A 24,905-nucleotide genomic window follows, 5' to 3' on the forward strand; every position below is an offset into this window, starting at 1 on the left:
GTAAATTGACCTGGATCAATGTAAGCCGTTGCAGGCTACAGCAAGCGGCAGACGTCCGCTTCCCAGCGATACCCCATGCCGTACACCGCGCGGATAAACGGCTGTTCCGCATCGAGGCTTTCCAGCTTGCGGCGCAGGTTTTTGATGTGACTGTCGATAGTACGATCGGTGACTACGCGGTAATCGTCGTAGAGATGATTGAGCAACTGCTCGCGCGAGAACACTTTTCCCGGCTCCAGCGCCAGCGTTTTCAGCAGACGAAATTCGGCGGGTGTCAGCTCCAGCTGCTGTTCACGCCAGCTGGCCTGAAAGCGGCTCTCATCGATATGCAGAGGCGATTCCTGCTGCGCCTCTTCCGGCGAACGTTTGACGCGGCGCAAAATGGTTTTGACGCGCGCCACCACTTCACGCGGGCTGAACGGCTTGCAGATATAGTCATCAGCGCCGATTTCCAGCCCCAGCAGGCGATCAATCTCTTCGGTGCGCGCGGTCACCATGATAATCGGCAGTTCGGAGAAGCGGCGAATTTCGCGGCACAGCGTTAAGCCGTCGCGGCCGGGCAGCATCAAGTCCAGCAGCATCAGATCCGGCGGCGTGTGCTGAACGTAGCTCAACACCTCGTTACCGTCGGCAATGTGGTGCGTGCGATAGTTGGACGCCTGCAGATAATCAATCATCAGCTGCGCCAGTTTGGGTTCATCTTCTACTACAAGGATCAGAGGATCGCTATTTTCCGGGCTCATAAGTGGCGTCTAGTGAGGAACATACGGCAAGTTTAGCGTGATTTGCAGTCCACCTAAATCAGAGTGATCCGCACTGATGCTGCCGTCATGCGCTTCCACGATGTTTTTACAAATCGCCAGGCCAAGCCCAGAGCCGCCGCTGGCGCGATTGCGTGAACTTTCCGCGCGAAAAAATCGTTCAAATAATTGTGCCTGATGGGCCGGATCAACGCCCGGCGCGCTATCCGCAAAGCGCAGCTGCCAGTTTTCGCCCGCCAGCTGCATCGAGAGCTGCACCGCGCCGCCGCTGTCGGTGTAACGCAGGCTGTTTTCCAGCAAATTGGTAAACAGCTGCATCAGGCGATCGGGATCGCCAAAGCTCTCCGCCTGCGCGGGCAATGCCAGATTCAGCGCCAAGCCGCGGCTGCGATAACGTTCGCCGAAGCTGCCGGCCACCACTTCCAGCAGATTGACCAGATCAACCGGCTGCTTGCGATAGGCGAGGGCACCCGCGTCGGACAATGACAGCTGATGCAGATCGTCAACCAGTTTGGTGAGAACCACCACTTCGCTCTGCAGCGAGCTGATGGCTTCCGGCGTCAGCTTGCGCACGCCATCCTGCATCGCTTCCAGCTCACCGCGCAGAATCGCCAGCGGCGTGCGCAGTTCATGGGAGATGTCGGCCATAAAGGCGCGGCGGTTGCTTTCGTTCTTCTCCAGCGAGCTGGCGAGTTGGTTGAAGTCGCGGCCCAGTTGGCCGAGTTCATCGCTGCTGCCCACTTCCACGCGGGTAGCGAAATTGCCCGCCGCCAAATGGTGCGTGCCATCCACCAGCCGTTTCACCGGTGCCAGTAAACCGCGTGCCAGCAGCCAGGTGACCAGCGCGGCGAGTAACCCCGTCAGCGCCACAATCATCCAGCTGGTGCGTCGCTGCTGCTGATCAAAGTTGATGTCGGTGCTGCGCGTCAGACGTTCAGCCGGTGAGGCAATCACCCAGCCAACAATCTTGCCGTTGCTGGTGGTGATATTGCGCCTGGTACCTTCCGGCGGCACCGGCTGACGCGGCCCTGACAGCACTTTGTATTGCTGATCGATAATCCAGAATTGTGTGCGCCAGCCGTGCGGCGGTAACTGATTAACGCTGCCCGGATTCTGCTCCAGCGAGCGCAAAATAGAAAAAATCAGCTTGTCATTGCTGCGCAGAAAATCCCAGCTACCGTGCTGTTCATACTGATCGGCCAGCGCATCGCTCAGCAGGGTTAAGCGCTGCTCATTGCCCTTTTTGATGTAATCGACAAAGCCGTGCTCAAAGCTGAGCCGCACGCCCCAATGCATGGTAATGATCACCAGCATGCAGGTGGAAAAAATCGCCGCAAACAGCTTGGCGCCAATGCCCCATTTTACCGGACGCTTCATCCTTTGCTCCTGCCTCTAAGGTCAACGTTTTTACTGACATTCTTCGGTACGCGCCAGAACACCAGCGCCGGCAGCGCAATCACCAGCGCCATGCACAGATAGGTGTAAATGAAGGTTTGATGCGCCGCCGCGCTGGCGGTCACCACGCCGTGGCCAAATGCGCCCAGTAGCAAACCGGCCACGGTGACGCCAATACTCATCGACAGCTGCATGATCATCGACAACAACGAGTTGCCGCTGGAAGCCAGATCGTCCGGCAGCTCTTTGAGCGTCAGCGTGTTCATCGAAGAGAAGCGGATGGCGTTCACCATCCCTTGCAGCAATAACACCACCGGCAGCAGCCAAATCCAGCCCAGCAGCGCCACCAGCGGGAACAGCAGCACCACCGATGCCAGCGCCAGGGTCGCGCCGACCAGCGCATTGCGATAGCCGAACAGGTTGACGATACGCACCACCACGCGTTTGGTGCCCATGTTGCCGAGCACCATTGGAATCATCATCAATCCGGCGTGGAACGGGCTGTAGCCGAGGCCGACCTGCAGGAAAATGGGCGTCATAAACGGCAGCATGCCGCTACCGATGCGGCCGGTAAAACTGCCGATCAGGCCAATCGAATAGATGCGGTTATCAAACAGTTTCAGGCTGAACAGCGCGTTATCGTTGTTGCGGCCGTGCATCAGGTAAAACAGCAGCGAAAACATCCCAACCAGAATCAGTAAGCCGAGCAACAGCGGAGATCCGCCGGAGCTGCGCTGGCCATCCAGCGCCAGCGTTAAGGTCGCCATGCCGACGGCCAGCAGCACAAAGCCGAGGAAATCGAAGCGCCGCGTCTGCATGGTGTAATTCGGCATCAGCGTGAGCGTGGCAATCGCACCAATGATGCCAACCGGAATGTTGATCAGGAAAATCCAGTGCCAGCTGGCGTACTGCACCAGAATCCCGCCCAGCGCCGGGCCGAGCAGCGGACCAATTTGTCCCGGCGTGGTGACGAAGGTCATTGCCGACATATATTGCTCGCGCGGCACAATTTTCATCACCGTTAAGCGGCCAACCGGCACCATCATCGCGCCACCAATGCCTTGCACCACGCGCGCCATAATCAGCTCATCGAGCGTGGCGGAGAAGGCGCACAGTAGCGAGCCGATGCTGAATAGCACAATGGCGCAGAAGAAGATATTGCGCACGCCAAAACGGTCCGCCAGCCAGCCGCTGATCGGCAACGTAATCGCCACGGTCAGCACATAAGAGACGATCACCGAGTGCATATTCAGCGGGCTGACGTTGAGATCGCGCGCCATTGACGGGATCGCGGTATTGACGATGGTGGTATCCAGCGCCTGCATAAAGAAGCCAAACGCGACGATCCACAGCTGCCAGCGCACGGTGGCGTTTTGAGGTGACATGCAGGTACCCGTTATGTCAGATCCAGTTTTCGCAGATCAGCCCATTCACGCGTGAAAATTCACGCAAATTGTTCGATACCAACGTCAGGGCGGCACTGCGTGCATGAGCGGCGATGTGAAGATCGTTCAGGCCGATAGGCGTGCCATTTTTCTCAAGCTCTGCGCGGATAGCGCCATAGTGGAAAGCGGCTTTGGCATCGTAATTCAGCACATCAAGGCGTGAGACAAAATCTTCAACGGTACGTAGGTTCCGCTCAGGAAAGGCGCTCTTTTCTGAGCCGTGAAACAGCTCCGCCAGGGTGATCGTCGAGATAACCATCCGGCCGACATTGGCGTTGAAACGTTCGAGCACTTCAATCGGCCGCCGCTTGATGACGTAGATAACAATATTGGTATCCAGCATGTAGCGATGCATTAAAACGCTTCCCGCTCAGATTGTTCCTGCGAAGCACGCTCATCCATAAAATCATCGCTCACCGTCGGACCGTCGAGGAAAAAACTGTCCCAGGCGTTCTCTATGGGCGTGAGGATGCGCTCCTTGCCAATCGCTCTGACGGTGACGTTTTTTACATCATCAGGAAAACGAACGTCTGCTGGAATGCGAACGTTTTGTGTCCTGTTGCTGGTGAACACGGTACCTTGTGACATATAAACCTCCACAGTAATGAACGGGTTAAAGTTTACGCTCTTCATGCTACATAGCAAGCGTATGTAGCAGGTCATTCAGCGGTTAACTGAACCTTTTTCTTACGCCGCCGCAGCTTATCCATCATCAAATAGACCACCGGCGTGGTGTAGAGCGTCAGCAACTGGCTCATCACCAAACCCCCGGCGATGGTGATGCCGAGCGGTTGACGCAGCTCCGCGCCGTCACCGCTGGTCAACACCAGCGGCAGTGCGCCAAACAGCGCGGCGAGCGTGGTCATCAAAATCGGGCGGAAACGCAGCTGGCACGCCTGGAAAATCGCGTCGCGCGGCGACAGATTGCCGTTGCGCTCGGCATCCAGCGCGAAGTCGACCATCATGATGGCGTTTTTCTTCACGATACCGATCAGCAGCAGAATGCCGATCAGTGCAATCAGGCTGAACGGCGTGTTGAACAGCTCCAGCGCCAGCAGCGCGCCGACGCCCGCCGACGGCAGCGTGGAGAGAATGGTCAGCGGATGCACATAGCTCTCATACAGAATGCCCAGCACGATATACACCGCCGCAATCGCCGCCAGCATCAGGTAGAGTTGATTGGATTGCGACTGCTGAAACACCTGCGCGGTGCCGGCAAAGCTGCCGCGCACGCTGGAAGGCACGCCAAGCGCGGTAATGGTGCGGTCAATAGCTTCAGACGCCTGCGACAGCGATACGCCTTCCGGCAGGTTGAACGAAATAGTGGACGCCGCCGACAAGCCTTCGTGGTTCACCGACAGCGGCGCGTTGGCCGGTTGCCATTTGGCAAACCAGCTCAGCGGAATTGCTTTGCCGTCGCTGTTGATCACAAACATCTGATCGAGTGAACTGATGTCCTGGGTATAGCGCGGATCAACTTCCATCACCACTTTGTACTGGTTGAGCGGTTGATAAATGGTGGAGATCTGGCGCTGACCAAAGGCGTTATTCAGCAGGGCGTTAGCGGCAGAGACATCAATGCCGAGCCGCGCCATGCTTTCACGGTCGTAAGTCAGGTTCATTTCACTGCCGTTGTCCTGCTGATCCGAGTTGACGTCCGCCAGCTCGGGCAGGGCGGCGAACGCCTGACGGATTTTCGGCTCCCATTCGCGCAAATCATTCAGGTTATCCGACAGCAAACTGTACTGATAGCTGGCGTTGGACTCACGTCCGCCAATGCGAATATCCTGCACCGCGTTGAGATAGAGATTGGCGCCGGGCTCTTTCGCCAGCTTGATACGCAGCCGGGCGATCACTTCCTGCGCGCTTTCACTGCGCTCGGAGAGCGGCTTGAGCGAGACGAACATCGAGCCGCTGTTGGTACGTGAACCGCCGGTAAAGCCGGTGACGTTATCCACCGCCGGATCGGCTTTGATGATGTTCATGAAATCCTGTAGCTTGCCGCGCATCGCCTGGAACGAAATGCTCTGATCCGCCGAGATAAAACCTTGTAAGCGGCCGGTATCCTGCTCCGGCATAAAGGTTTTCGGGATCGAGATGAACAGCCAAACGGTGAGCGCCACGGTGCCGAGCAGCAACATCAGCACCCAAATGGCGTGATTCAGCACCCAGCCCAATGAGCGCGCGTAGCCGTTTTGCACCTTCATCAGTAGCTTGCCGAAACCGCGAATACGCGGCTGGCTGCGCTTGATCTGCGGTTTGAGCAGATAGGCGCACATCATCGGCGTCAGCGTGACCGAGATAAACAGCGAGATCAGAATCGCCACCGACAGCGTAATAGCGAACTCCGAGAAGAAGCGGCCAATAATGCCGCCAATCATCAGCAGTGGCAGGAACACGGCAATCAGCGACAGGCTCATCGACAGCACGGTAAAACCGACCTCGCGCACGCCGGTCAGCGCCGCCTGCAGCGGCTTCATGCCCGCTTCGACGTGGCGCGCAATGTTCTCCAGCACCACAATGGCGTCATCGACGACAAATCCGGTGGCGATGGTCAACGCCATCAGCGAAAGGTTATTCAGGCTGAAGCCACACAGATACATGGCGGCGAAGGTGCCAATCAATGAAACCGGCACCGCAGCAGCGGGGATCAGCGTGGCGCGCCAGTCGCGCAGGAAGGCAAACACCACCAGAATCACCAGCGCGACGGCGATGATCAGCGACTGCTCCACTTCATGCAGCGAGGCGCGAATCGTTGGCGAGCGGTCCTGCGCAATTTGCAGATCGATGGCAGCGGGGATCACGTCGTGCAGTTCCGGCAATTCGCCACGAATGCGATCGACGGTATCGATGATGTTGGCTTCCGGCGATTTACGCACTACCAGCAGCACCGCCGCTTTACCGTTGGTCATCCCGGCGTTGCGTACATCCTGCACCGAATCCTGCACGTTAGCGACATCGCTGAGGCGCACCGCCGCACCGTTGTTGTAGTGCACCACTAGCGGCTGATATTCGCTGGCGGTTTGCAATTCTCCGTTAGTACGTAACTGCCAGCGCTGCTGCACGTCGTCAATCGCGCCCTGCGGACGGCGCTGGTTGGCGTTGCTGATGGCGGTACGCACCGCATCCAGTGATACGCCCTGGTTGAACAGCGCCTGCGGATTGAGTTCAACGCGCACCGCCGGCAGCGAACTGCCGCCGACCGTCACATCGCCTACGCCCTCGATCTGCGACAGCTTCTGCGCCAGTTGCGTTGAGGCGTAATCATACAGCTGACCGGGATTATAAATGTCCGAGGTCAGCGTCAGGATCATGATCGGCGCATCGGAAGGGTTGGCTTTGCGATAGCTGGGACGGCTCGGCATGCCGGTTGGTAGCAGACTTTGCGCGGCGTTGATCGCGGCCTGTACGTCGCGCGCCGCACCGTTGATGTCGCGATCAAAATCGAACACCAGAATGATGCGCGTGCTGCCCAGCGAGCTGGTGGAGGTCATTTCGCTGACGCCCGCGATGCGCCCCAGCGAGCGCTCCAGCGGCGTTGCCACCGATGCCGCCATGGTTTCCGGCGACGCACCGGGCAGCGAAGCCGAAATCAAAATTACCGGGAAATCCAGCTGCGGCAGCGGCGCCACCGGCAGCAGGCGGAAGCCGAGAATACCGGCCAGCGCAATCGCCAGCGTCAGCAAGGTGGTGGCGACCGGACGATGGATAAACAGCGCGAAAAACTTCACGACTGCGCCTCCGGGCGCTTAAAGCGACGGCGCGTTGCGTGCGACAGGCGATCAAACAGCAGATAGATCACCGGCGTGGTGAACAGCGTCAGCACCTGGCTCACCACCAAACCGCCCACCATGGCGATGCCCAGCGGACGACGCAACTCCGCGCCAACGCCGGTGCTCAGCATCAGCGGCAGTGCACCGAGCAGCGCCGCCAATGTGGTCATCAGAATTGGGCGGAAACGCAGCAAGCACGCCTGATAAATCGCCTCGCGCGGTGGCATGCCTTGCTCACGTTCCGCTGCCAGCGCGAAGTCGATCATCATGATGGCGTTTTTCTTCACGATACCGATCAGCAAAATAATGCCGATAATGGCGATGATATCCAGCTCATTACCGCTCAGCATCAGCGCCAGCAGCGCGCCGACACCGGCGGTGGGCAGCGTCGAGAGAATGGTGATTGGATGGATAAAACTCTCATACAGCACGCCGAGCACGATATACATCGCCACCACCGCCGCCACGATCAGCCACACGGTGCTGGACAGCGCCGCTTCAAAGGCCAGCGTGCTGCCCTGGAACTGCGTCATCATTTCGGCGGGCATGCCGACCTGATCTTCCGCTGCGCTCACCGCCTTCACCGCATCGCCCAACGAATACCCTTCCGCGACATCAAACGAGAAGGTCGCCGACGGGAACTGGTCGAGATGGTTGATGCTGAGCGCGGCGTGGCGCTGCTCAATCTGCGCGATGGCGCTAAGCGGCACGCTGCCGCCGTCGCTGCTGGTCAGGCGAATGCCGTCGAGGCTCGCCAGTCCTGGCGTGGCGTCGCTGTTCTGCTCCAGCACCACGCGATACTGATTAGCCTGGGTGTAAATGGTGGAGATCAGGCGCTGGCCAAAGGCGTTATACAACGCGTTATCCACGTCGGCCATGCTGATGCCGAGGCGGCTGGCGCTGTCACGATCGACACGTACAAAAGCTTCCAGACCTTGATCCTGCCAGTCGCTGCTGACGTCACGCAGTTGTGGCAGCGTGTTGAGTTGCTCCAGCAGTTTCGGCACCCACAAACTCAGCGACTCTAGCGAACCGGATTGCAGCGTGAACTGGTACGGCGTGCGGCTTGCCTGGGTATCAATGGTTAAATCCTGCACCGGCTGCAGCCACAGCGAAATGCCTGGCACTTTGGCTAACGCCTGTTGCAGGCGCTGCTGCACGGCCGGAATGCGATCGTCACGTTCATTCAGCGGCTTCAGGTTGATTTGCAGGCGCGCGCTGTTGAGCGCGGCGTTGGTGCCATCGACGCCGACAAACGAGGTCATGCTCTGTACCGCCGGATCTTTCATGATGATCGAGGCGACATCGCGCGTGCGCTCTGCCATGTTGGCGTAAGAGACCGACTGCGGCGCCTGCAAGGTGCCCTGAATAATGCTGTTATCCTGCTGCGGGAAGAAGCCTTTGGGGATTACGATCCACAGCAACACGGTGATCAGCAAGGTGCCGAGCGCTACCGACAAGGTGATCCACGGATGCAGCAGCACGCGCGTTAAGCCACGCCCGTAAGTAGCAATAATGCGGTCAAACATCGCTTCGCTGGCCCGCGAGAAGCGATTCTGCTTGCGCAGCGATTCGGCGCTTAACATGCGGGCGCACATCATCGGCGTCAGCGTCAGCGACACCACGGCGGAAATCAAAATCGCCACCGCCAGCGTCACGGCGAATTCGCGGAACAAGCGGCCAATCACATCGCCCATAAACAGCAGTGGAATGAGCACCGCAATCAGCGAGAAGGTGAGGGAGATAATGGTGAAGCCAATCTCGCCTGCGCCTTTCAGCGCCGCCGTCATCGGCTTTTCGCCTTTTTCGATATAGCGCGAGATGTTCTCGATCACCACGATGGCGTCATCAACCACAAAACCGGTGGCAATGGTCAGCGCCATCAGCGTCAGGTTGTTGATCGAGAAGCCCAGGAAATACATCGCGGCAAAGGTGCCGACCAGCGACAGCGGCACGGCGACGGCGGGAATGAGGGTCGCCGGAACGTTACGCAGGAACAGGTAGATGATCATCACCACCAAACCCATCGCCAGCATCAGTTCGTGCTGGGTATCGCTGACCGAAGCGCGGATGTTGGTGGTGCGGTCGGTAAGCAGTTTCACCTCCACCGATTTCGGCAGCGTGGCGGTTAATCCGGGCAGCATGGCGCGAATATTATCGGCGGTGGCGATGATGTTAGCGCCGGGCTGGCGCTGCACGTTGAGCACAATCGCCTGCTGACGGTTCGCCCAGGCGCCCAGCCAGCTGTTTTCGGCACCTTGTTCGATGGTCGCCACATCGCCCAGTCGCACCGGCGCGCCGTTGTTATAGCTGATGATCAGCTTGCGATAGTCTTCCGCCGAGGTCATCTGATCGTTAGCCGACAGGGTAATTGAGCGCGTTGGGCCGTCGAGGCTGCCTTTCGCCGAATTGACGTTAGCGTTAGTAATGGCGGTGCGCACCGATTCGCTGGTCAGGCCGAGCGCGGCCAGCGCTTGGGTGTTCATCTTCACGCGGACCGCGGGACGTTGCCCGCCCGACAGCGTGACTAAACCTACGCCCGAAACCTGAGAAATCTTCTGCGCCACGCGCGTTTCCACCATATCCTGCACCTGTGTGAGCGGCATGCTGGTGGTGGTGACGGCGAGCGTCATGATCGGCGGGTCGGCCGGATTTACTTTGCTGTAGACCGGTGGATTTGGCAGATCGCTCGGCAGCAGATTGGTGGCGGAGTTGATCGCTGCCTGTACTTCCTGCTCGGCAACATCCAGTGGCAGCGTCAGCTGAAACTGCAATGTGACAACCGACGCGCCGCCCGAACTCTGCGACGCCATCTGCTTCAGGCCGGACATCTGGCCAAACTGGCGTTCCAGCGGCGCGGTAATGGAAGAGGTCACCACATCGGGAGAAGCGCCGGGATAGAGCGTAACCACCTGAATGGTCGGATAATCGACTTCAGGTAACGCGGAGACCGGCAGAAAACGGTAGCCGAGCACGCCGGCTAACAGAATGGCGATCATCAGTAGCGTGGTGGCGACCGGGCGCAGAATAAACAGGCGCGAAGGTCCACCGCTGCTGTCAGGAGGCATCACCTGCATTATTGACGCTCTCCGCGTGCGGGCTGCGCAGCGCGCGTGCTGTGGGTCGCGGCGCTTTGCGGTGCCACCACTTCAACGGTGGCACCTTCCGTCAGGCGATCGAGCCCGTCGGTCACCACGCGTTCGCCTGCTTCGAGGCCCGCACTGATCACCACTTTCTGGCTATCCTGTAACCCAGCGGTGACGCGTTTTTTGCTCACTTTGTTATCACTGTTGACCACCCAGACAAAGTGACCGTCATTGCTCATCTGCAACGCGGCGGTGGGGATCACCACCGCATCCTGCAAGGTGTCCACTTTCAGACGCGCATTGACAAACTGATTCGGGAACAGCGTGTCATCTTCGTTGCTGAAGCGTGCTTTGAGTTTGATGGTGCCGGTGGTGGCATCAATCTGGTTATCGAGGCTCAACAGCGTGCCGCTGGTCAGCAGCGTTTTGTTGCTGCGATCCCAGGCTTCGACAATCAGCGGCTGTCCGCTTTTCTGCGCTTTGAGGATTTGGCTGATGTTGTTCTCGGCTACGCTGAACACCACGTCAATGGGGTGCGTTTCGGTGATCACCACCAATCCGGTGGTATCGCCGGAGGTGATGTAGTTGCCGACATCCACCTGCTTCAAGCCGACGCGTCCACCAATCGGCGCAGTAATGCGGCTGTAGGTGAGATTAAGCTGGGCGCTGGCGACGTTGCCTTCATCAGCTTTAAGGGTGCCGAGCGTTTCGCTCACCAGCGAACGTTGCGTATCGAGTTCCTGCTGCGATACCAGCGAGGTTTTCGCCAGTTTTTCATAGCGACTGAGATCGCGGCGCGCGTTGGCGAGCGTAGCCTGGTCTTTTGCCAGTTGGCCCTGCGCCTGAGTTAATGCCACCTGATAAGGGCGCGGATCGATTTCCGCCAGCAGCGCGCCAGCGGTCACTTGCTCTCCTTCCTGGAAGTGCAGCGCCATCAATTGGCCGTCAACGCGGCTGCGCACCGTAACGGTGTTGGCGGCGGTCACGGTGCCAAGGCCACTGAGGAAATACGGCACGCTTTGGGTGGTGGCAGCGGCGGCTTGCACTGGCGCTAAGGGGCGTTTGCCACCTGCGCCGCGACCACGCTGCTGCTGACCTTCGGCCTGCGGCTGTTTATTCGGTTCCGCTGGATGCTGCCACCAATAATATCCGCCCGCCAGCACGGCAATCACGGCTACGGCCAGTAAGCTTGTTTTAATTCGACGGTTCATCAAGGCGTGTGCTCTCCAGCATTTTTCGTTTTCCCCAATGCGAAATATAAAAATAGCCATTTCGCAAACGAATGATTGTAGTCGCCCGGACCGGGCAAAAATTGAAGGAAATAAGAATATCGCCCCATTAAAGGTAAGTATTCATATTCTGTAAATATTCTGCCAGCAATAGGCATAAGCGCGGCAATTTCCTTTGCTAAGCTCAATACAGACCTGTCTCGTTTGAATAAGGAGAACAAAATGAGTCAACAGAAACTCCGCCAGCTCGGCGACAGCGGTATTGAAGTTCCCCGTCTCACCTTTGGCGGCAATGTGTTTGGCTGGACGGTGGATGAGAAAACCTCATTTTCCCTGCTTGATGCGCTGGTGGAGAAGGGCTTGTTCTTCATCGATACCGCCGACGTTTATTCGCGCTGGGCGCCGGGTAATGAAGGTGGCGAATCGGAAACCATCATCGGTAAATGGCTGAAGAAAAGCGGCAAGCGCGACAGCATCGTGCTGGCCACCAAAGTCGGCATGGAGCTGTCGCCGGAGAAAACCGGCCTCAAGCCGGCTTACATTCGTCAGGCGGTAGAAGATTCGCTGCGCCGCCTGCAAACCGACGTCATCGATCTTTATCAGGCGCACCGCGATGATGACACGACGCCGCTGCTGGACACGCTGAAAGCCTTTGATTCGCTGATCAAAGAGGGCAAAGTGCGTGCCATTGGCGCGTCCAACTACAACGCTAAACGTCTGCAGGAAGCGCTGGACGTGAGCAAGCAACATGGCCTGGCGCGCTATGAAACCCTGCAGCCGGAATACAATCTCTACGATCGCCAGGAGTATGAAAGCGGTCTGGAGCAGGTTGCTGTGAAAAATGGCCTCGGCGTGATCAACTACTATTCGCTGGCCAGCGGCTTCCTCAGCGGTAAGTACAAAAAGCCAGAGGATGCCAGCAAAAGTCAGCGCGGGCAGGGCATCGTCGACAAGTACCTGAATGAACGCGGCAAGCGCATTGTTGAAGCGCTGGAAGATGTTGCCGCCTCGCACGATGTGTCGGCAACACAGGTGGCGCTGGCGTGGCAGATTGCCCGTCCGAGCATTACCGCCCCGATTGTCAGCGCCACGTCGCTGGAGCAGTTGGATGAGTTGGTGAAAGCCACCCAGCTCGAGCTCAGCAAGCAAGAGATCGAAGAGCTGGCGAGCGCCAGCAAACTGTAAGGTTTTCAGGGACGCTGCGGCGTCCCGCTATTTTCCAGCTCTGCCTCACAAAAAATGCCATTTCCCATAAAAGATTTTCAATCATCGACAGACGTCACAATTGCGTTAACGCACTATCATCCTGCGGTAAACTGCGCACATATTTGCAAAAACTGACAAATCCTCAGCACTATCCTCTGTTCGATCCATTTCAGTAACTTCATATAAGAATAACCATCATGAACAGAAAAGAAGCAGTGCAGCATTTACCCCGCCTAGCAGCGGGAACTCTGATGTTTGCGATGCTGAGTGCATCTGCGCTGGCCGCTGATGCTTTCAGTTACGACTCTCCCTATATGTTTGGTGATTGGGGCGGTTACCGAACGCAGCTGGAAAATGACGGCATAAAATTCGACGTTAACTACACCATGGAAAGCGGCTCCAATCTGGCGGGCGGCGCCGATACCAACACCTCAATGCGCTACAGCGATCAGTGGGCGTTTGGCGCTAACTTCGACCTGGAAAAACTGCTCAACTGGCAGGATGCGCAATTCCAGATGACGATTACCGATCGTAATGGTCAGAACATTTCCGACCAGGTCGCCGATCGTCGCACCGGCATGTTGTCCTCAACTCAGGAAGTGTACGGACGCGGCCAAACCTGGCGTTTAACCCAGTTCTGGTTAAGCAAAGGTCTGTTCGATAACACCGTGAACCTGAAAGCCGGTCGCGTTACCGTCGGTGAAGATTTCGATAACTTTGACAGTAAGTTCCAGAACCTGGCGTTCGGTAGCGGCCAGGCCGGTAACTGGCGTGGCGATCGCTGGTTCAACTGGCCGGTGTCCCAATGGGGCGGCCGCGTGAAAGTGAATATCACGCCTGAAGTGTTCTTCCAGGTGGGCTTCTATAACCAGAACCGCGCCAACTACGATCGCGGCGACGGCTTCCGTTTTGATACCAGCAACTCCGAAGGCAATCTGGTGCCGGTAGAGTTGGGCTGGAAACCGACGTTAGGCGCAGACAAGCTGCCGGGTAATTACCGCATCGGCTATTACTACTCTTCAGCTAACGGCGACAACTACGGCAGCTGGCGCGATGGAGCCTATCAAAGCCAGGATCACGCTTACGGCGGCTACGTGCTGTTGCAACAGCAGCTGACCGCGCAGGGCGGCGATGCCAGCCGTGGTTTGGGCGTCACCGTTCAAGCGGTGATGAACGACCACAAAACCTCGAAAACGGATAATTATCAGTCGATTAGCTTCACCTGGAAAGGGCCGTTTGATGCGCGTCCGCAGGATGAGATTGGTGTGGGTGCGGCACGTATTCACGTTAACAGCACCTACACGCGTTCGCAGCGTGAGCAGAACAACGCGAACGGTGAGACCGACTTCAATAGCCCAACCTACCTGCCGATTCAGGATGGCTCAGAGTACAACTATGAAATCTACTACAACGCGCAGCTGACCAAATGGCTGCAATTGCGTCCGAACCTGCAATATGTGGTGGCGCCGGGGGCGGTAAGTGAAGTGAAAGATGCGTTTGTGGGTGGGATCAGTGCGAACGTGAACTTCTAATGTGTGAGACTGGTCGCCATGAATGGCGACCCTACAAAGTAAAGCAGGGCGGCAATGAGGCCGCCCTGACTTTTATCTGAACATCACTTCGGCCCAGCGGGCGAGGCCGGCGGTCACCGAGGCGAAGTCATCGCCGCTGGCGATAGGCGTATCGGGCAGCGCCTGTTGTAGCGCCGCGCGCAACACCGGAGAACGTGCGCTACCGCCGGTGAGATAAATCACTTCCGGCTTGGTTTCGCAGGTGGCGAGCGCCAGATGCACTTGCTCCAGAATGCGTTCCAGCGGTTGGTTGATCGCCTCTTCGAGCTGCGCAGCGCTGATTTGCGCCTGCAATTGTGCGGCGATAAACGCCAGTGAGGCATCGGTCTCTTTCACATCCGACAGCGCAATCTTGCTCTCTTCCGCCGCACGCACCAGACGATAGCTCAGCTTCTGCTGCCACACTTTCAGCAGGTGCGCCACTTTGTCGCTGTGTTCAGCATCGCGAATCAAATCGCGCAGCAGTTTGCCGCTGGCCGCGGAATAGAAGTCGCTTTGTGCCGGAACGTCGTTGATAGCCACCGCATTCCACCACGGCAGTGCGGGCAGCGCGGTGCCTTTCTGCGTATTGCCACCGAGCCCCAGCAGCGGCATCAGGGTTTTAAACGCCAGCATAATGTCGAGATCGTTTCCGCCCACGCGGCATCCGCTGTGGCCAAGTAAACTTTCACGGCGATCGGTTTTATGACGCCATTCCGGCCCCATCAGCAGCATCGAGCAGTCGGTGGTGCCGCCGCCGATATCGACGACTAATACGCGCGTCTCTTTCTGCAGCGTGGCTTCGAAATCGAGGCCCGCCGCCACCGGCTCAAATTGGAACTCGACATCACGAAAACCGGCGCGCTGTGCCGCACGCAGCAGAATGCCTTGTGCCTGCTGGTTAGCCTCTTCGCCACCTAAACCCTGGAAGTTAATTGGGCGACCAATCACCGCTTGCTCAATCGGGCGATCGAGCTGGGTTTCGCCTTGCTGACGAATGTGCAGCATCATCGCGCACACCAGATCTTCAAAGAAGGCGATCTGCTGCGGTTTCAGGCCGTTAGCGCCGAGGAAGGATTTCGGTGACTTCACGAACCACACTTCTTCGGGATCGACCATATATTGCTGCAGCGCGGTCAAACCGAACTGCACGCTGCCCGGCGTGACGTCGATATCTTCTTCGCGGTTATAGCGCAGCGCACGCTGCAATAACGCGGTGCCTTCGCTGTCGGGCGTTGGCACCTGATGATGGCGATGCAGCCATTCGCTGATCGCTTCGCGCGTTGGCGCACAAATCATGGAGGGAAGCAGGCGCTGACCATTCTCCAGTGTCAGCAGGCGCGGCGTGCCATTATCGCTGACCGCAATTGAGCAGTTTGCTGTGCCGTAATCGAATCCGATAAACATATTTATCCCCCATGCCGGAAAAAAGGGGGCGACTTTAGCGCAGCCAGCGCGGGCTGGCAATGGGCAGACGTGGCAGATTACATCTGCACTTCCTGATAAACGTGATACTGACCACGGCCCGCGTGTTTTGCGCTGTAACAGGCGACATCGGCCTGTGACATCACCACATTGCTGATGCAGTTACGTTGATCTATTTGCGTGATGCCGGCACTCGCGCCGACGTGATAAGGCTGATCCTGCCACATAAAGCGATATTCGCTCACGGCACTGACGATACGCTGCACCACGTCGCGCACCTGATCCACTTCGCAATTCGGCATTAGCACGCCAAATTCGTCGCCGCCTAAACGCGCCAGCATATCGCTACTGCGCAGATGATGCGGCATCAGCTCTGCCAGTTCGCGCAGCAGCGCATCACCGGCGGCGTGTCCGGCGGTATCGTTCACCGCTTTGAATTTGTCCAGATCGATAAACACCAATACGTGGTGAGTATGGTTGTTCGCCGCATCGTTCACCAACTGCTTCAAACGCTGCTCGAAGCTGTGGCGATTTGGCAGGCGCGTCAGCATATCGTGTGAAGCGCTGTAGCTCAGGCGCTTCATCACCTTGCGCGATTCACTGACGTCCTGAATAACCATCACTGCGCCGATGCTGGCGCCGGTCAGGGTTTTCAGCGGCGTGATGCTGTAGTGGATCTCCACGCGCGTGCCGTCTGGTGTATGCAGCACCAGCTCTTCATCGAGTTCGGGAGAGATTTTTTCGTCCGGCAGCTGGCACAACAGCAAATTATCGACGCGCGGGCCGCTCGCGCCGCGCGTGATGTTAAGCAGTTCGGTAATGGGTACGCCTGCGGCTTTTTCCTGTGGCCAGCCGCTCAGCGTTTCAGCTACCGGATTCATGAAGGTGACGCGCATTTCATCATCGGTGCTGATCACCGCTTCGCCGATGGAGTCGAGGGTAATCGCCATACGCTCTTTTTCCTGGAACAGCGCTTCATTCAGCGCGCGCAGCGGCGTGATGTCCTGACAGATGCCGAGCATGCGTTCGATCTGCCCATCCTGACTCAGAATGCGGTTGGCCTCAGAGCGCACGTAGCGCGGGCCTTCTGGTAAATTAATGCGGTATTCCAGCTGGAAAGCGCTGCGGCGTTCGATGGCCTGCTGAACCACCAACGCGGCGGTTTCCCGCTCGGCCGGATCGAGCAGATGCACCCACAGATCGTAGGTGGGCGTCTGATGCGGACTTAAGCCAAATAGCTCGTACATGCGCTTGTCCCACAACATCTCACCGGTCAACAGATTCCACTCCCACACGCCGATGCCACCGGCTTCGTTGGCCAGCGTGATGCGCTCCATTAAGCGGCGATTAACCTGCTCGCTCTGCTTCAGTTCGGAGATATCGATAATCTGCGCGATGAAGTAGTGCGGCTGTTGCGCGGCGTCGCGCACCATCGATACCGTCAGGCGCGCCCAGACGATTTCGCCATCCTTGCGGAAATAGCGCTTCTCCATGGTGTAGGTCATGATTTCACCCGCCACCAATCGCTCCAGCTGCTGTAAATCACTGTTGAGATCGTCGGGATGGGTGATTTGCTGGAAGGTCAGTTTTTTCAGCTCATCGGCCGGGAACCCCAGCGTCTGGCACAGCGACTGATTCACCTGCTGCCAGCCGCCATTTGGCGAAACCAGCGCCATGCCTATCGCGGAGTACTCCATAGCGTTACGGAAGCGGGTTTCACTCTCGCTGATGTGATGCTTTTCACGCTGGAAGGCATCCATCACCAGCGCCATCACGTGGCTCGGCAGCAGCACCAACAGAAATGGCAGCCAGGTGCTGACCTGGCCGAGCAGCATGCCGTTGTGCGCCAGGTTGACCCAGTTAAAGGCCAGCAGAATCGAGATGAAACTGGCGTTGAGGAAGAACAGCAGGAACGCTTCGAATTTCGGCAGCCGCACCGAGCACCAGAAAAGAATCACCACGATAAAGGTGAAGGGCCACGGCAGAAAACGCAGCGATAAATAGCTGGCGAGCAGGGTGCCGAGCAGCGTCAGGCAGGTTTCCAGCTGACGGCCTGGCGTCAAAATCTGGCGTAGCGGTTTATTCGGCCACAGCAATAACACCGGACCAAACGCCAGCACGCCGATCACTTCAGAAATCACCCACGTTGAGAAGAAGGGCAGTGACGCGTTGCTGCCAACATGCAGCATCCACAACGCCACGACGCCACCTAACAGCGGCGCAATCAGGCCGGCGCACAGGGCAAAGCGTACCCAGTCGAGCAACGAACTGAGCGGTGCGCGGCGATCAAGCAACGCGCGCAGCATCACGCCGCCCAGAATCGCCTGCACCATATTTAAGATGGCGAACTTAATGTTGCTGAGCGCGGGACCAATAATGATCAGATTAGCCAGCGCGGTACCCAATACGCAGGCAAGCAGCAGCAAGGGAACGTGTTTGGAGTGGGCGCGAAACACGATCACCGTCATCAGCGCGGTGGAGTACCAAAGCGGAGAAATACGACCACTGACAACAATCAGTTCCAGGCAAAATAGCGTCAGTAGAAAAGTGAGCCCGCCAATGAGCAAGGCATTGAGCCAGGTTCGCTGTGGTCTTTCCTGTGAAGTTAGTATCTCGAGGGTCATGCAAGAATCCAGCTGCGCGCACCTGATTCACGATGGAAAATGCGCCAATCAATCACTATTTTGCATGCTAGCACATCTGTTTGAGATGTCTGCGGGGAATTCGACTTTAGTCGTTATTCACTGAATTGATTGGCCCTTTGCGCAAAGGGCCAAACGTGATTAGCGAAAAAGATCGGCGCGGGTAAACGGCTTTTCTAAGCCGGCAAGATTGGCAGAGAAGCGTTCGAGGAACTGTTGCGTGGTGGCGACGCGGCCGTGGCTCAGCAGTAACAGCGGCACCAGCAGCGCGACGCCAATCTGCGGCAGGCTAAAGCCCTTCAGCGAAGTGCGGCGCTGCGTCAGCAGGAATGCGGTGCTAAGCGTAAAGCCAAGCATCAGGCCCGCCAGCACTTCGCTTTTGGAGTGCGCGTGGATGACCAGGCGCGACAGGCCAACCATCAACGGGATCAGATAGCCGATGCCAATGGTAAACAGGCGCCAGCGCGGCGACCAGCGGCCGGAGATCAGCCACATCATCACCGGCCAAAGCGTGGCCGACATCGCGCTGTGGCCGCTGAAGCCGGTAAAGTTGAATCGGGCGCTACCAATGCCAAAGCCGAGAAACAGGATTTTCGAGACGCTCACCACCAGGCCAGCCAGACCAAACGCCAGCACCCAATACCAGACGGTTTGGCGGTTGTCGCTTTTCCATGGCAAGACCAGCGCGATGATCACCGCGGTCGGGATCAGCAACATGCTGTCGCCAAAATAGGTCAGGGTTTTCCAGCTCATACTTTTCCTTGCGGCTATATTCGGAGTGCCAACGCCGGCTGCAGTGTTGGCAGATGAACAGTGTATCGATTAAGCGTCTGGCTGCAAAAGGGGATATTCTGAAAAGCCGTTGGCCCATTTCTCTGGCATCAACCCGGTGAAATACCTATAATTGCCGCCAACTAACCCTCTCATTCGGCCCGTTGCAGCTTCGGCTTAGGCAGGCTCCAGTTATCAGGTCTTAAAAAAGTATGACTGACAAGTCTCATCAGTGCGTGATCGTTGGCATCGCAGGTGCATCCGCATCCGGAAAAAGTCTTATCGCCAGCACGCTCTATCGTGAAATCCGTGACCAGGTCGGTGACGAGCATATCGGTGTGATCCCCGAAGATGCCTACTATAAAGATCAGAGCCACCTCACCATGGAAGAGAGGGTGAAAACCAACTATGACCATCCGAGTGCGATGGATCATGATCTGTTGTTGCAGCACCTGCGCGCGCTTAAAGCTGGTCAGGAAATTGAGTTGCCGGTTTACAGCTATGTTGAGCACACCCGCACCAGCGACTGTATTCATCTCAAATCGAAAAAAGTCATCATTCTCGAAGGCATCTTGCTGTTAACCGATGCGCGCCTGCGTCAGGAGATGAATTTCTCTATCTTCGTCGATACGCCGCTGGATATCTGTTTGATGCGCCGCATGAAGCGCGATGTGAATGAGCGCGGTCGCTCCATGGATTCGGTGATGAGCCAGTATCAGAAGACCGTGCGTCCGATGTTCCTGCAGTTTATTGAACCTTCCAAGCAGTACGCTGACATCATTGTGCCGCGCGGCGGGAAAAACCGTATCGCGATTGATATCCTCAAGGCCAAGATTAATCAGTATCTTTGACGACAAGGCGTCCGCCCCGGCGTGACGCGCTGTCGTAGCCATTCGCTACACTTAATTCATGGAGTACCTGCGATGAGATTATGCGATCGCGATATTGAAGCCTGGCTGGACAACGGAAAGTTGGCGATTGAGCCGCGCCCGCCAGTGGAACGCATCAACGGTGCCACGGTGGATGTGCGCCTCGGCAACCAGTTCCGCACCTTTAGCGGACACACGGCGGCGTTTATTGATTTGAGTGGTCCAAAGCATGAAGTCAGTGCCGCGCTGGACCGTGTGATGAGCGATGAGATTGTGCTGCCGGAAGGCGAAGCCTTTTTCCTGCATCCTGGCGAACTGGCGCTGGCGGTGACGCTGGAATCGGTCACCATTCCCGACGATCTGGTCGGCTGGCTGGATGGCCGCTCTTCGCTGGCGCGCCTGGGTTTGATGGTGCACGTCACGGCGCACCGTATCGATCCGGGTTGGCAAGGTCGCATCGTGCTGGAGTTTTATAACTCAGGCAAACTGCCGCTGGCGCTGCGTCCAGGCATGTTAATTGGTGCATTGAGCTTTGAGCCGCTGTCGGGCCCGGCTGCGCGACCGTATAACCGTCGTGAAGATGCCAAATATCGTGGTCAGCAGGGCGCAGATGCCAGCCGCATAGATAAAGACTAATGCCAACTTATGCTTGCCAAAATACTTCGAGGTGCAGCAAGGCGGCAAGCGAGTAAATCCCCGGGAGCTTACATCAGTAAGTGACCGGGGTGAGCGAGCGCAGCCAACGCAGCTGCACCTTGAATTATGACGGCAATGAGGATGTGATGAGAAGAGTGATAACTACGCTGGCCATCCTGTTAGTGGTGGTCGTAGCGGGCATGACGGCATTGGTGTTGCTGGTCAATCCCAACGACTTTCGTACCTACATGGTAAAGCAGGTTGAACAGCGCAGTGGTTATCAGCTTCAGGTAGGCGGCGATCTGCGCTGGCACGTCTGGCCGCAGCTTAGCATTCTCGCCGGACGCATGAGTCTGACCGCGCCGGGTGCGACGCAGCCGATGGTCACCGCCGATAATATGCGCCTGGATGTCCATCTCTGGCCGCTGTTGTCGCATCAGCTTAGCGTCAGCCAGGTGATGCTGAAAAACGCCATCATCCGCGTCACGCCAGACAGCGCCGCACAAAAGCCGAGCGGCGCGCCAGTGGGGCCGGGTGATGCCGAGCCAGTGAGCAGCAGCGATAACGGCTGGTCATTCACGATTGGCAAACTGCGTCTTGCCGACAGCCTGCTGATTTGGCAGCAGCCCGGCGGCGACGAATATAATTTCCGCGACCTCAATCTCAACCTCGATCAGGATGCCAGCAAGCAGGCCAGCATCAATCTGGCTACCCGGATTTCGCGTAATCAGCGCAATGTTAGCGTCAATCTCAAAGGGCAGATGAATGTGGCGCAATATCCACATCGTCTGGTCGGACAGCTGGATGAGTTGAATTACGCCATCGACGGCGCCAATCTGCCGACGCAGGGCATCAAAGGCACCTTGAGCGGGCAGGGCGAATGGAAAGGTGACAATCAGCGTTTTTCCCTACAGAAGATGCAGCTCACCGCCAATGACAGCGCGCTGGATGGCAGCGCCGAGGGGCGTCTGGCGCTGCCGCAGCAGCTTAATCTGGCGCTGCATGCCACTCGTTTAGACATCGACGCGTTGATGGCGAATGCACCGGTGACGGATAGCAGCGCGCCGCAGCGAGCCAATGTGGTGAGCACGCCAGTGATTGCTGAACCGCGAATACGTGATAACAGCGACTCACCGCTGAATCAGCTGGATCTGACGCTCAATCTCACCGCCGATAGCAGCGTGTGGCGCGGCCTGACGCTGACCAACTTGCAGATCGATGCCAGCAATCAGCAAGGTTTGATGACGCTGAGTAAGCTGCAAGGCAAATTTGGCGAAGGCCATTTCTCCGTTCCCGGTTCGGTGGATATCCGCAAACCGGTGACGCAAGTGGCATTCCAGCCTGAGCTGGATAACATCGCCATTGCGCCGCTGCTGAAAGCATTAGAACTGCCAGAAACGCTTCAAGGCACGGTTTCACTGCAAGGCGATGTGAGCGGTGCTGGATTGAGCATTGAAGAGGCAAAACGTAACTGGCAGGGCAGTGCGGATCTGGAAGCCACTAATTTGCAGCTTTCGCAGCTGAATCTGCAGCAGATGGTGCGCCGTGCGGTGGCGCGCGTCAGTAATCGTGTCACCAACGATCAACCCGACGATCAGGGCATTCAGCAGTTGAGTGGGCGCGTGAGTCTCAAGCAAGGCATCTTCAGCTTGCCGGATCTGCAGGGCGGCAACAGTCGTCTGGCGGTGCAGACCAAAGGCAATGTCGATATGGTCAAACAGCAGCTCGACGTCACCATTAATATGATGCTGCGCGGCTGGCAGGGCGACGATAAATTAGCTGCGCTGCTGAACCAGCAAACTATTCCGCTGCGTATGTACGGCGGCTGGAATAATCTGCAGTACTCGTTGCCGGTGGATGATGTGGTGCGTCAGCAACTGCAAAGCGAAGCGAAGTCGCGGCTCAATCAGTGGCTGGATCGCCAGCAACCGGGGAAACAGCCATAATTCAACGTCGCCTTGCGCTATTGTTGTAGGGTCGCCATTTATGGCGACCTGCTTGGTTAAGATGCGATCGGCACTATCTCAACTTTCTGTACGCGGTGGTTTTCTACCTGCAACGTTCGCAGCAGATAATCGCCGATCTGCAACTCTTCGCCTTCCTGCGGCACATGTTGCAGGCTATCCATCAGTAATCCCGCCAGCGTGTGGTAATTACGCTTTTCATCGAGCGGCAGCTGCACGTAGACGGCTAAATCCTCTAACGGCATATGACCATTCGCCACCCAACCGCCGTCGGGCAGCACTTGAATATCATAGCGCGCATCGATTTTTTCCCCTTCATTCGGCAGATTGCCGGCGATGGTTTCCATCAGGTCGCTCAGCGTGACCACGCCTTCCACCGAACCAAACTCATCCACCACAAAGGCGAAGTGGGTGCGCGCGTTGCGGAACTGTTCCAGCGCCTGTAATAAGGTGACGCGCTCAGGAAAGATTAACGGCTGGCGAATCAGCGAACGTAAATCCAGTGATTTGCTGTGCAACGATTGATGCAGCAAATCAATCACGTGCACTACGCCAAGCGGGTCGCGGCCCTGTTCGGTCACCAGAATACGCGTGTGCTGGTTACGATCGAGCTTCGCCATAATCTCCGCAGGATCTTCGCTGAGGTCGATATGTTCGACGTCGTGGCGCGACGTCATGATGCTATTAATCTGGCGCTGACCAAGCCCCAACACGCGCGCAATCATGCGCCGTTCCTGGCGGTTAAATAGTGCGCCTTCTTCGCTGTCGCTCACCAGTGACGCGGTATCGGCGTCCAGTTCCGCACGCTGCGCCTCGCCGCGCAGAATGCGCAGAATGGCTTCCGACGTGCGCTGACGTAATGGGCGCCCAGCGGTGAGAAAGCGGCGGCGGTTAAACATCGCCAGCTGATTGAGTATCTCAATGACGATGGAGAAACCAATCGCCGCGTAGAGATAGCCTTTCGGAATAATGAAGCCTAAACCCTCGGCCACCAGGCTGAAGCCGATCATCAGCAGGAAGCTCAGGCAGAGAATCACGATGGTCGGGTGACCGTTGACGAAACGCGTTAGCGGCTTACTCGCCAGCAGCATCAGCAGAATTGCCACCGTCACTGCCGCCATCATCACCGGCAGCTCGTTGACCATGCCAACGGCGGTAATCACCGAGTCCAGCGAGAAGATGGCATCCAGCACCACTATTTGCGCCACCACCGGCCAGAATTTAGCACCGTTCTTATTTTGACCAGTTTCCTCGTCAGCGCCTTCCAGGCGGCTGTTTAACTCGGTGGTGGCTTTATAAAGAAGAAAGAAGCCGCCGCACAGCAGCAGCAGATCGCGGGCGCTGAAGTCGTGATGCAACAGGGTAAACAGCGGTTTTGTAAGCGTAACCAGCCAGGAAAGTGAGGCGAGCAGCGCTAAACGTGACACCAGCGCGAGTAGTAGACCGATAATGCGCGCACGGTCGCGTTCTTTGGGCGGCAGCTTTTCGACGAGGATGGCAATGAAAACCAGGTTATCAATGCCCAACACCAGCTCCAGAACGATTAGCGTGACTAATCCAGCCCAAAGCGACGGATCAATGATCCACTCCAACATGCGTTAGTTACCTTAATGTCTATCAATTGAGCTTAATCTGATGATAGTTAAATGAAGTAAAGGGTACAAATACCTTCCGGCCCGTCAAATCTGCGGAAACGGCAAATCAAGATGGTTATTCCTGGCTGCTGTCACGGCGGATAAGATGAAAGTATGGATAAAGAAATCCTTTTCGTAATGGCCAGTATTAATTTTTCTCAACAGGTAAACGCGTGCATTTTTAATGCAAAATATTGAGGTGGAGAGTATCGAATTTATCTGAATTTTACGGGGAAATGGCCTGAAAGGGCTGGCATCAATACTTATCGCTGGTAGTCTTTTTCCTAAAATAGTGCAGGGAACACGGGGCCTACTTGTAAACAAGCCAGTAATAACTAGTATAGCAACGTGTTAGTAAATGTCTGCGCCAAAGTTGTTAATAGCGTGCCCCTTAGCCTCTTAATGTTGCGAACTGTGATCGCACGCGGACCACGGCCAGTAATTAGCGCAAAAATGCCGCATAAAACAAGTTGTAATTAGGATGATGAAAGCGGTATTGGCAGCGACAGCCAAGGGCGG

General features: G+C 57.0%; 17 protein-coding genes. 5 read left to right on the forward strand and 12 right to left on the reverse strand.

Going from position 1 to position 24,905, the window contains the following annotated elements; genetic code table 11:
• Positions 1-35: 35 nt before the first annotated feature.
• The 8 genes from baeR to K5Y30_RS15775 all read right to left on the reverse strand — a co-directional run bounded on the left by baeR (position 36) and on the right by K5Y30_RS15775 (position 11,671).
• Positions 36-743 carry a two-component system response regulator BaeR gene (gene baeR, locus K5Y30_RS15740; protein ID WP_222212056.1) on the reverse strand — a complete coding sequence of 236 codons (708 nt, stop codon included), beginning with the start codon at positions 741-743 and terminating at the stop codon, positions 36-38.
• Positions 744-752: 9 nt separating this feature from the next.
• Complete coding sequence (gene baeS, locus K5Y30_RS15745) at positions 753-2,138, reverse strand: two-component system sensor histidine kinase BaeS (RefSeq protein WP_222184746.1); 1,386 nt, start codon at positions 2,136-2,138, stop codon at positions 753-755.
• Positions 2,135-3,541 (reverse strand): multidrug transporter subunit MdtD, encoded by a 1,407-nt coding sequence (gene mdtD, locus K5Y30_RS15750; protein WP_222212058.1) that lies wholly within the window; start codon positions 3,539-3,541, stop codon positions 2,135-2,137. Before mdtD ends, baeS begins: the two co-directional genes overlap by 4 nt.
• A gap of 16 nt (positions 3,542-3,557) precedes the next feature.
• Positions 3,558-3,956, reverse strand: coding sequence for a type II toxin-antitoxin system VapC family toxin (locus K5Y30_RS15755; RefSeq protein ID WP_061717750.1), 399 nt, complete (start codon positions 3,954-3,956; stop codon positions 3,558-3,560).
• Entirely contained in the window at positions 3,956-4,189 is a 234-nt protein-coding gene (gene vapB, locus K5Y30_RS15760; RefSeq protein ID WP_101763423.1) for a type II toxin-antitoxin system VapB family antitoxin, read from the reverse strand. The genes K5Y30_RS15755 and vapB overlap by 1 nt, the downstream gene beginning before the upstream one ends.
• Before the next feature lie 71 nt (positions 4,190-4,260).
• A complete protein-coding gene (mdtC, locus tag K5Y30_RS15765; RefSeq protein WP_222212060.1) occupies positions 4,261-7,332 on the reverse strand; it encodes a multidrug efflux RND transporter permease subunit MdtC in 3,072 nt (1,023 codons plus the stop codon).
• On the reverse strand, positions 7,329-10,451 hold the full coding sequence (locus K5Y30_RS15770) for an MdtB/MuxB family multidrug efflux RND transporter permease subunit (RefSeq protein WP_222212062.1): 3,123 nt from the start codon (positions 10,449-10,451) through the stop codon (positions 7,329-7,331). The genes mdtC and K5Y30_RS15770 overlap by 4 nt, the downstream gene beginning before the upstream one ends.
• Positions 10,451-11,671, reverse strand: coding sequence for an MdtA/MuxA family multidrug efflux RND transporter periplasmic adaptor subunit (locus tag K5Y30_RS15775; RefSeq protein ID WP_222212064.1), 1,221 nt, complete (start codon positions 11,669-11,671; stop codon positions 10,451-10,453). Before K5Y30_RS15775 ends, K5Y30_RS15770 begins: the two co-directional genes overlap by 1 nt.
• 240 nt (positions 11,672-11,911) lie before the next feature.
• Here K5Y30_RS15775 and K5Y30_RS15780 point away from each other — a divergent pair, with 240 nt between their 5' ends.
• Complete coding sequence (locus K5Y30_RS15780) at positions 11,912-12,874, forward strand: aldo/keto reductase (RefSeq protein WP_137386126.1); 963 nt, start codon at positions 11,912-11,914, stop codon at positions 12,872-12,874.
• Positions 12,875-13,146: 272 nt separating this feature from the next.
• Positions 13,147-14,427 carry a carbohydrate porin gene (locus K5Y30_RS15785; RefSeq protein WP_304623902.1) on the forward strand — a complete coding sequence of 427 codons (1,281 nt, stop codon included), beginning with the start codon at positions 13,147-13,149 and terminating at the stop codon, positions 14,425-14,427.
• A 72-nt stretch (positions 14,428-14,499) separates the two neighbouring features.
• Here K5Y30_RS15785 and yegD read toward each other — a convergent pair whose 3' ends face one another.
• From yegD to K5Y30_RS15800, 3 genes are all read right to left on the reverse strand, one after another.
• On the reverse strand, positions 14,500-15,852 hold the full coding sequence (gene yegD, locus K5Y30_RS15790) for a molecular chaperone (protein ID WP_222212068.1): 1,353 nt from the start codon (positions 15,850-15,852) through the stop codon (positions 14,500-14,502).
• Between the two features lie 77 nt (positions 15,853-15,929).
• The gene (locus K5Y30_RS15795; protein WP_222212070.1) at positions 15,930-18,494 is read right to left on the reverse strand and encodes a diguanylate cyclase; all 2,565 of its coding nucleotides are present in this window, start codon (positions 18,492-18,494) and stop codon (positions 15,930-15,932) included.
• Positions 18,495-18,653: 159 nt separating this feature from the next.
• Positions 18,654-19,265 (reverse strand): phosphatase PAP2 family protein, encoded by a 612-nt coding sequence (locus K5Y30_RS15800; protein ID WP_101763357.1) that lies wholly within the window; start codon positions 19,263-19,265, stop codon positions 18,654-18,656.
• A gap of 230 nt (positions 19,266-19,495) precedes the next feature.
• On the opposite strand from K5Y30_RS15800, the gene udk reads away from it, so the two are divergent.
• The 3 genes from udk (at position 19,496) to asmA (ending at position 22,734) form a co-directional block, all read left to right on the forward strand.
• Positions 19,496-20,134 (forward strand): uridine kinase, encoded by a 639-nt coding sequence (gene udk, locus K5Y30_RS15805; RefSeq protein WP_008104883.1) that lies wholly within the window; start codon positions 19,496-19,498, stop codon positions 20,132-20,134.
• A 72-nt stretch (positions 20,135-20,206) separates the two neighbouring features.
• A complete protein-coding gene (gene dcd, locus K5Y30_RS15810; protein WP_007888946.1) occupies positions 20,207-20,788 on the forward strand; it encodes a dCTP deaminase in 582 nt (193 codons plus the stop codon).
• A gap of 146 nt (positions 20,789-20,934) precedes the next feature.
• The gene (gene asmA, locus K5Y30_RS15815; protein WP_222212072.1) at positions 20,935-22,734 is read left to right on the forward strand and encodes an outer membrane assembly protein AsmA; all 1,800 of its coding nucleotides are present in this window, start codon (positions 20,935-20,937) and stop codon (positions 22,732-22,734) included.
• A 56-nt stretch (positions 22,735-22,790) separates the two neighbouring features.
• On the opposite strand, the gene K5Y30_RS15820 is transcribed toward asmA, so the two are convergent.
• Positions 22,791-24,347: a TerC family protein gene (locus K5Y30_RS15820; RefSeq protein ID WP_222184761.1), complete on the reverse strand. Its 1,557-nt coding sequence runs from the start codon at positions 24,345-24,347 to the stop codon at positions 22,791-22,793.
• Positions 24,348-24,905: the final 558 nt, after the last annotated feature.

This window comes from Pantoea sp. DY-5, from assembly GCF_019795955.1.
Lineage (GTDB): Bacteria > Pseudomonadota > Gammaproteobacteria > Enterobacterales > Enterobacteriaceae > Pantoea > Pantoea leporis.

Excerpts from the sequence above, each read along its gene's own strand:
- baeR (WP_222212056.1), bottom strand. The coding sequence starts at position 743 with ATGAGCCCGGAAAATAGCGATCCTCTGATCCTTGTAGTAGAAGATGAA.
- baeS (WP_222184746.1), bottom strand. The coding sequence starts at position 2,138 with ATGAAGCGTCCGGTAAAATGGGGCATTGGCGCCAAGCTGTTTGCGGCG.
- mdtD (WP_222212058.1), bottom strand. The coding sequence starts at position 3,541 with ATGTCACCTCAAAACGCCACCGTGCGCTGGCAGCTGTGGATCGTCGCG.
- K5Y30_RS15755 (WP_061717750.1), bottom strand. The coding sequence starts at position 3,956 with ATGCATCGCTACATGCTGGATACCAATATTGTTATCTACGTCATCAAG.
- vapB (WP_101763423.1), bottom strand. The coding sequence starts at position 4,189 with ATGTCACAAGGTACCGTGTTCACCAGCAACAGGACACAAAACGTTCGC.
- K5Y30_RS15770 (WP_222212062.1), bottom strand. The coding sequence starts at position 10,451 with ATGCAGGTGATGCCTCCTGACAGCAGCGGTGGACCTTCGCGCCTGTTT.
- K5Y30_RS15775 (WP_222212064.1), bottom strand. The coding sequence starts at position 11,671 with ATGAACCGTCGAATTAAAACAAGCTTACTGGCCGTAGCCGTGATTGCC.
- K5Y30_RS15780 (WP_137386126.1), top strand. The coding sequence starts at position 11,912 with ATGAGTCAACAGAAACTCCGCCAGCTCGGCGACAGCGGTATTGAAGTT.
- K5Y30_RS15785 (WP_304623902.1), top strand. The coding sequence starts at position 13,147 with ATGTTTGCGATGCTGAGTGCATCTGCGCTGGCCGCTGATGCTTTCAGT.
- yegD (WP_222212068.1), bottom strand. The coding sequence starts at position 15,852 with ATGTTTATCGGATTCGATTACGGCACAGCAAACTGCTCAATTGCGGTC.
- K5Y30_RS15795 (WP_222212070.1), bottom strand. The coding sequence starts at position 18,494 with ATGACCCTCGAGATACTAACTTCACAGGAAAGACCACAGCGAACCTGG.
- K5Y30_RS15800 (WP_101763357.1), bottom strand. The coding sequence starts at position 19,265 with ATGAGCTGGAAAACCCTGACCTATTTTGGCGACAGCATGTTGCTGATC.
- udk (WP_008104883.1), top strand. The coding sequence starts at position 19,496 with ATGACTGACAAGTCTCATCAGTGCGTGATCGTTGGCATCGCAGGTGCA.
- dcd (WP_007888946.1), top strand. The coding sequence starts at position 20,207 with ATGAGATTATGCGATCGCGATATTGAAGCCTGGCTGGACAACGGAAAG.
- asmA (WP_222212072.1), top strand. The coding sequence starts at position 20,935 with ATGAGAAGAGTGATAACTACGCTGGCCATCCTGTTAGTGGTGGTCGTA.
- K5Y30_RS15820 (WP_222184761.1), bottom strand. The coding sequence starts at position 24,347 with ATGTTGGAGTGGATCATTGATCCGTCGCTTTGGGCTGGATTAGTCACG.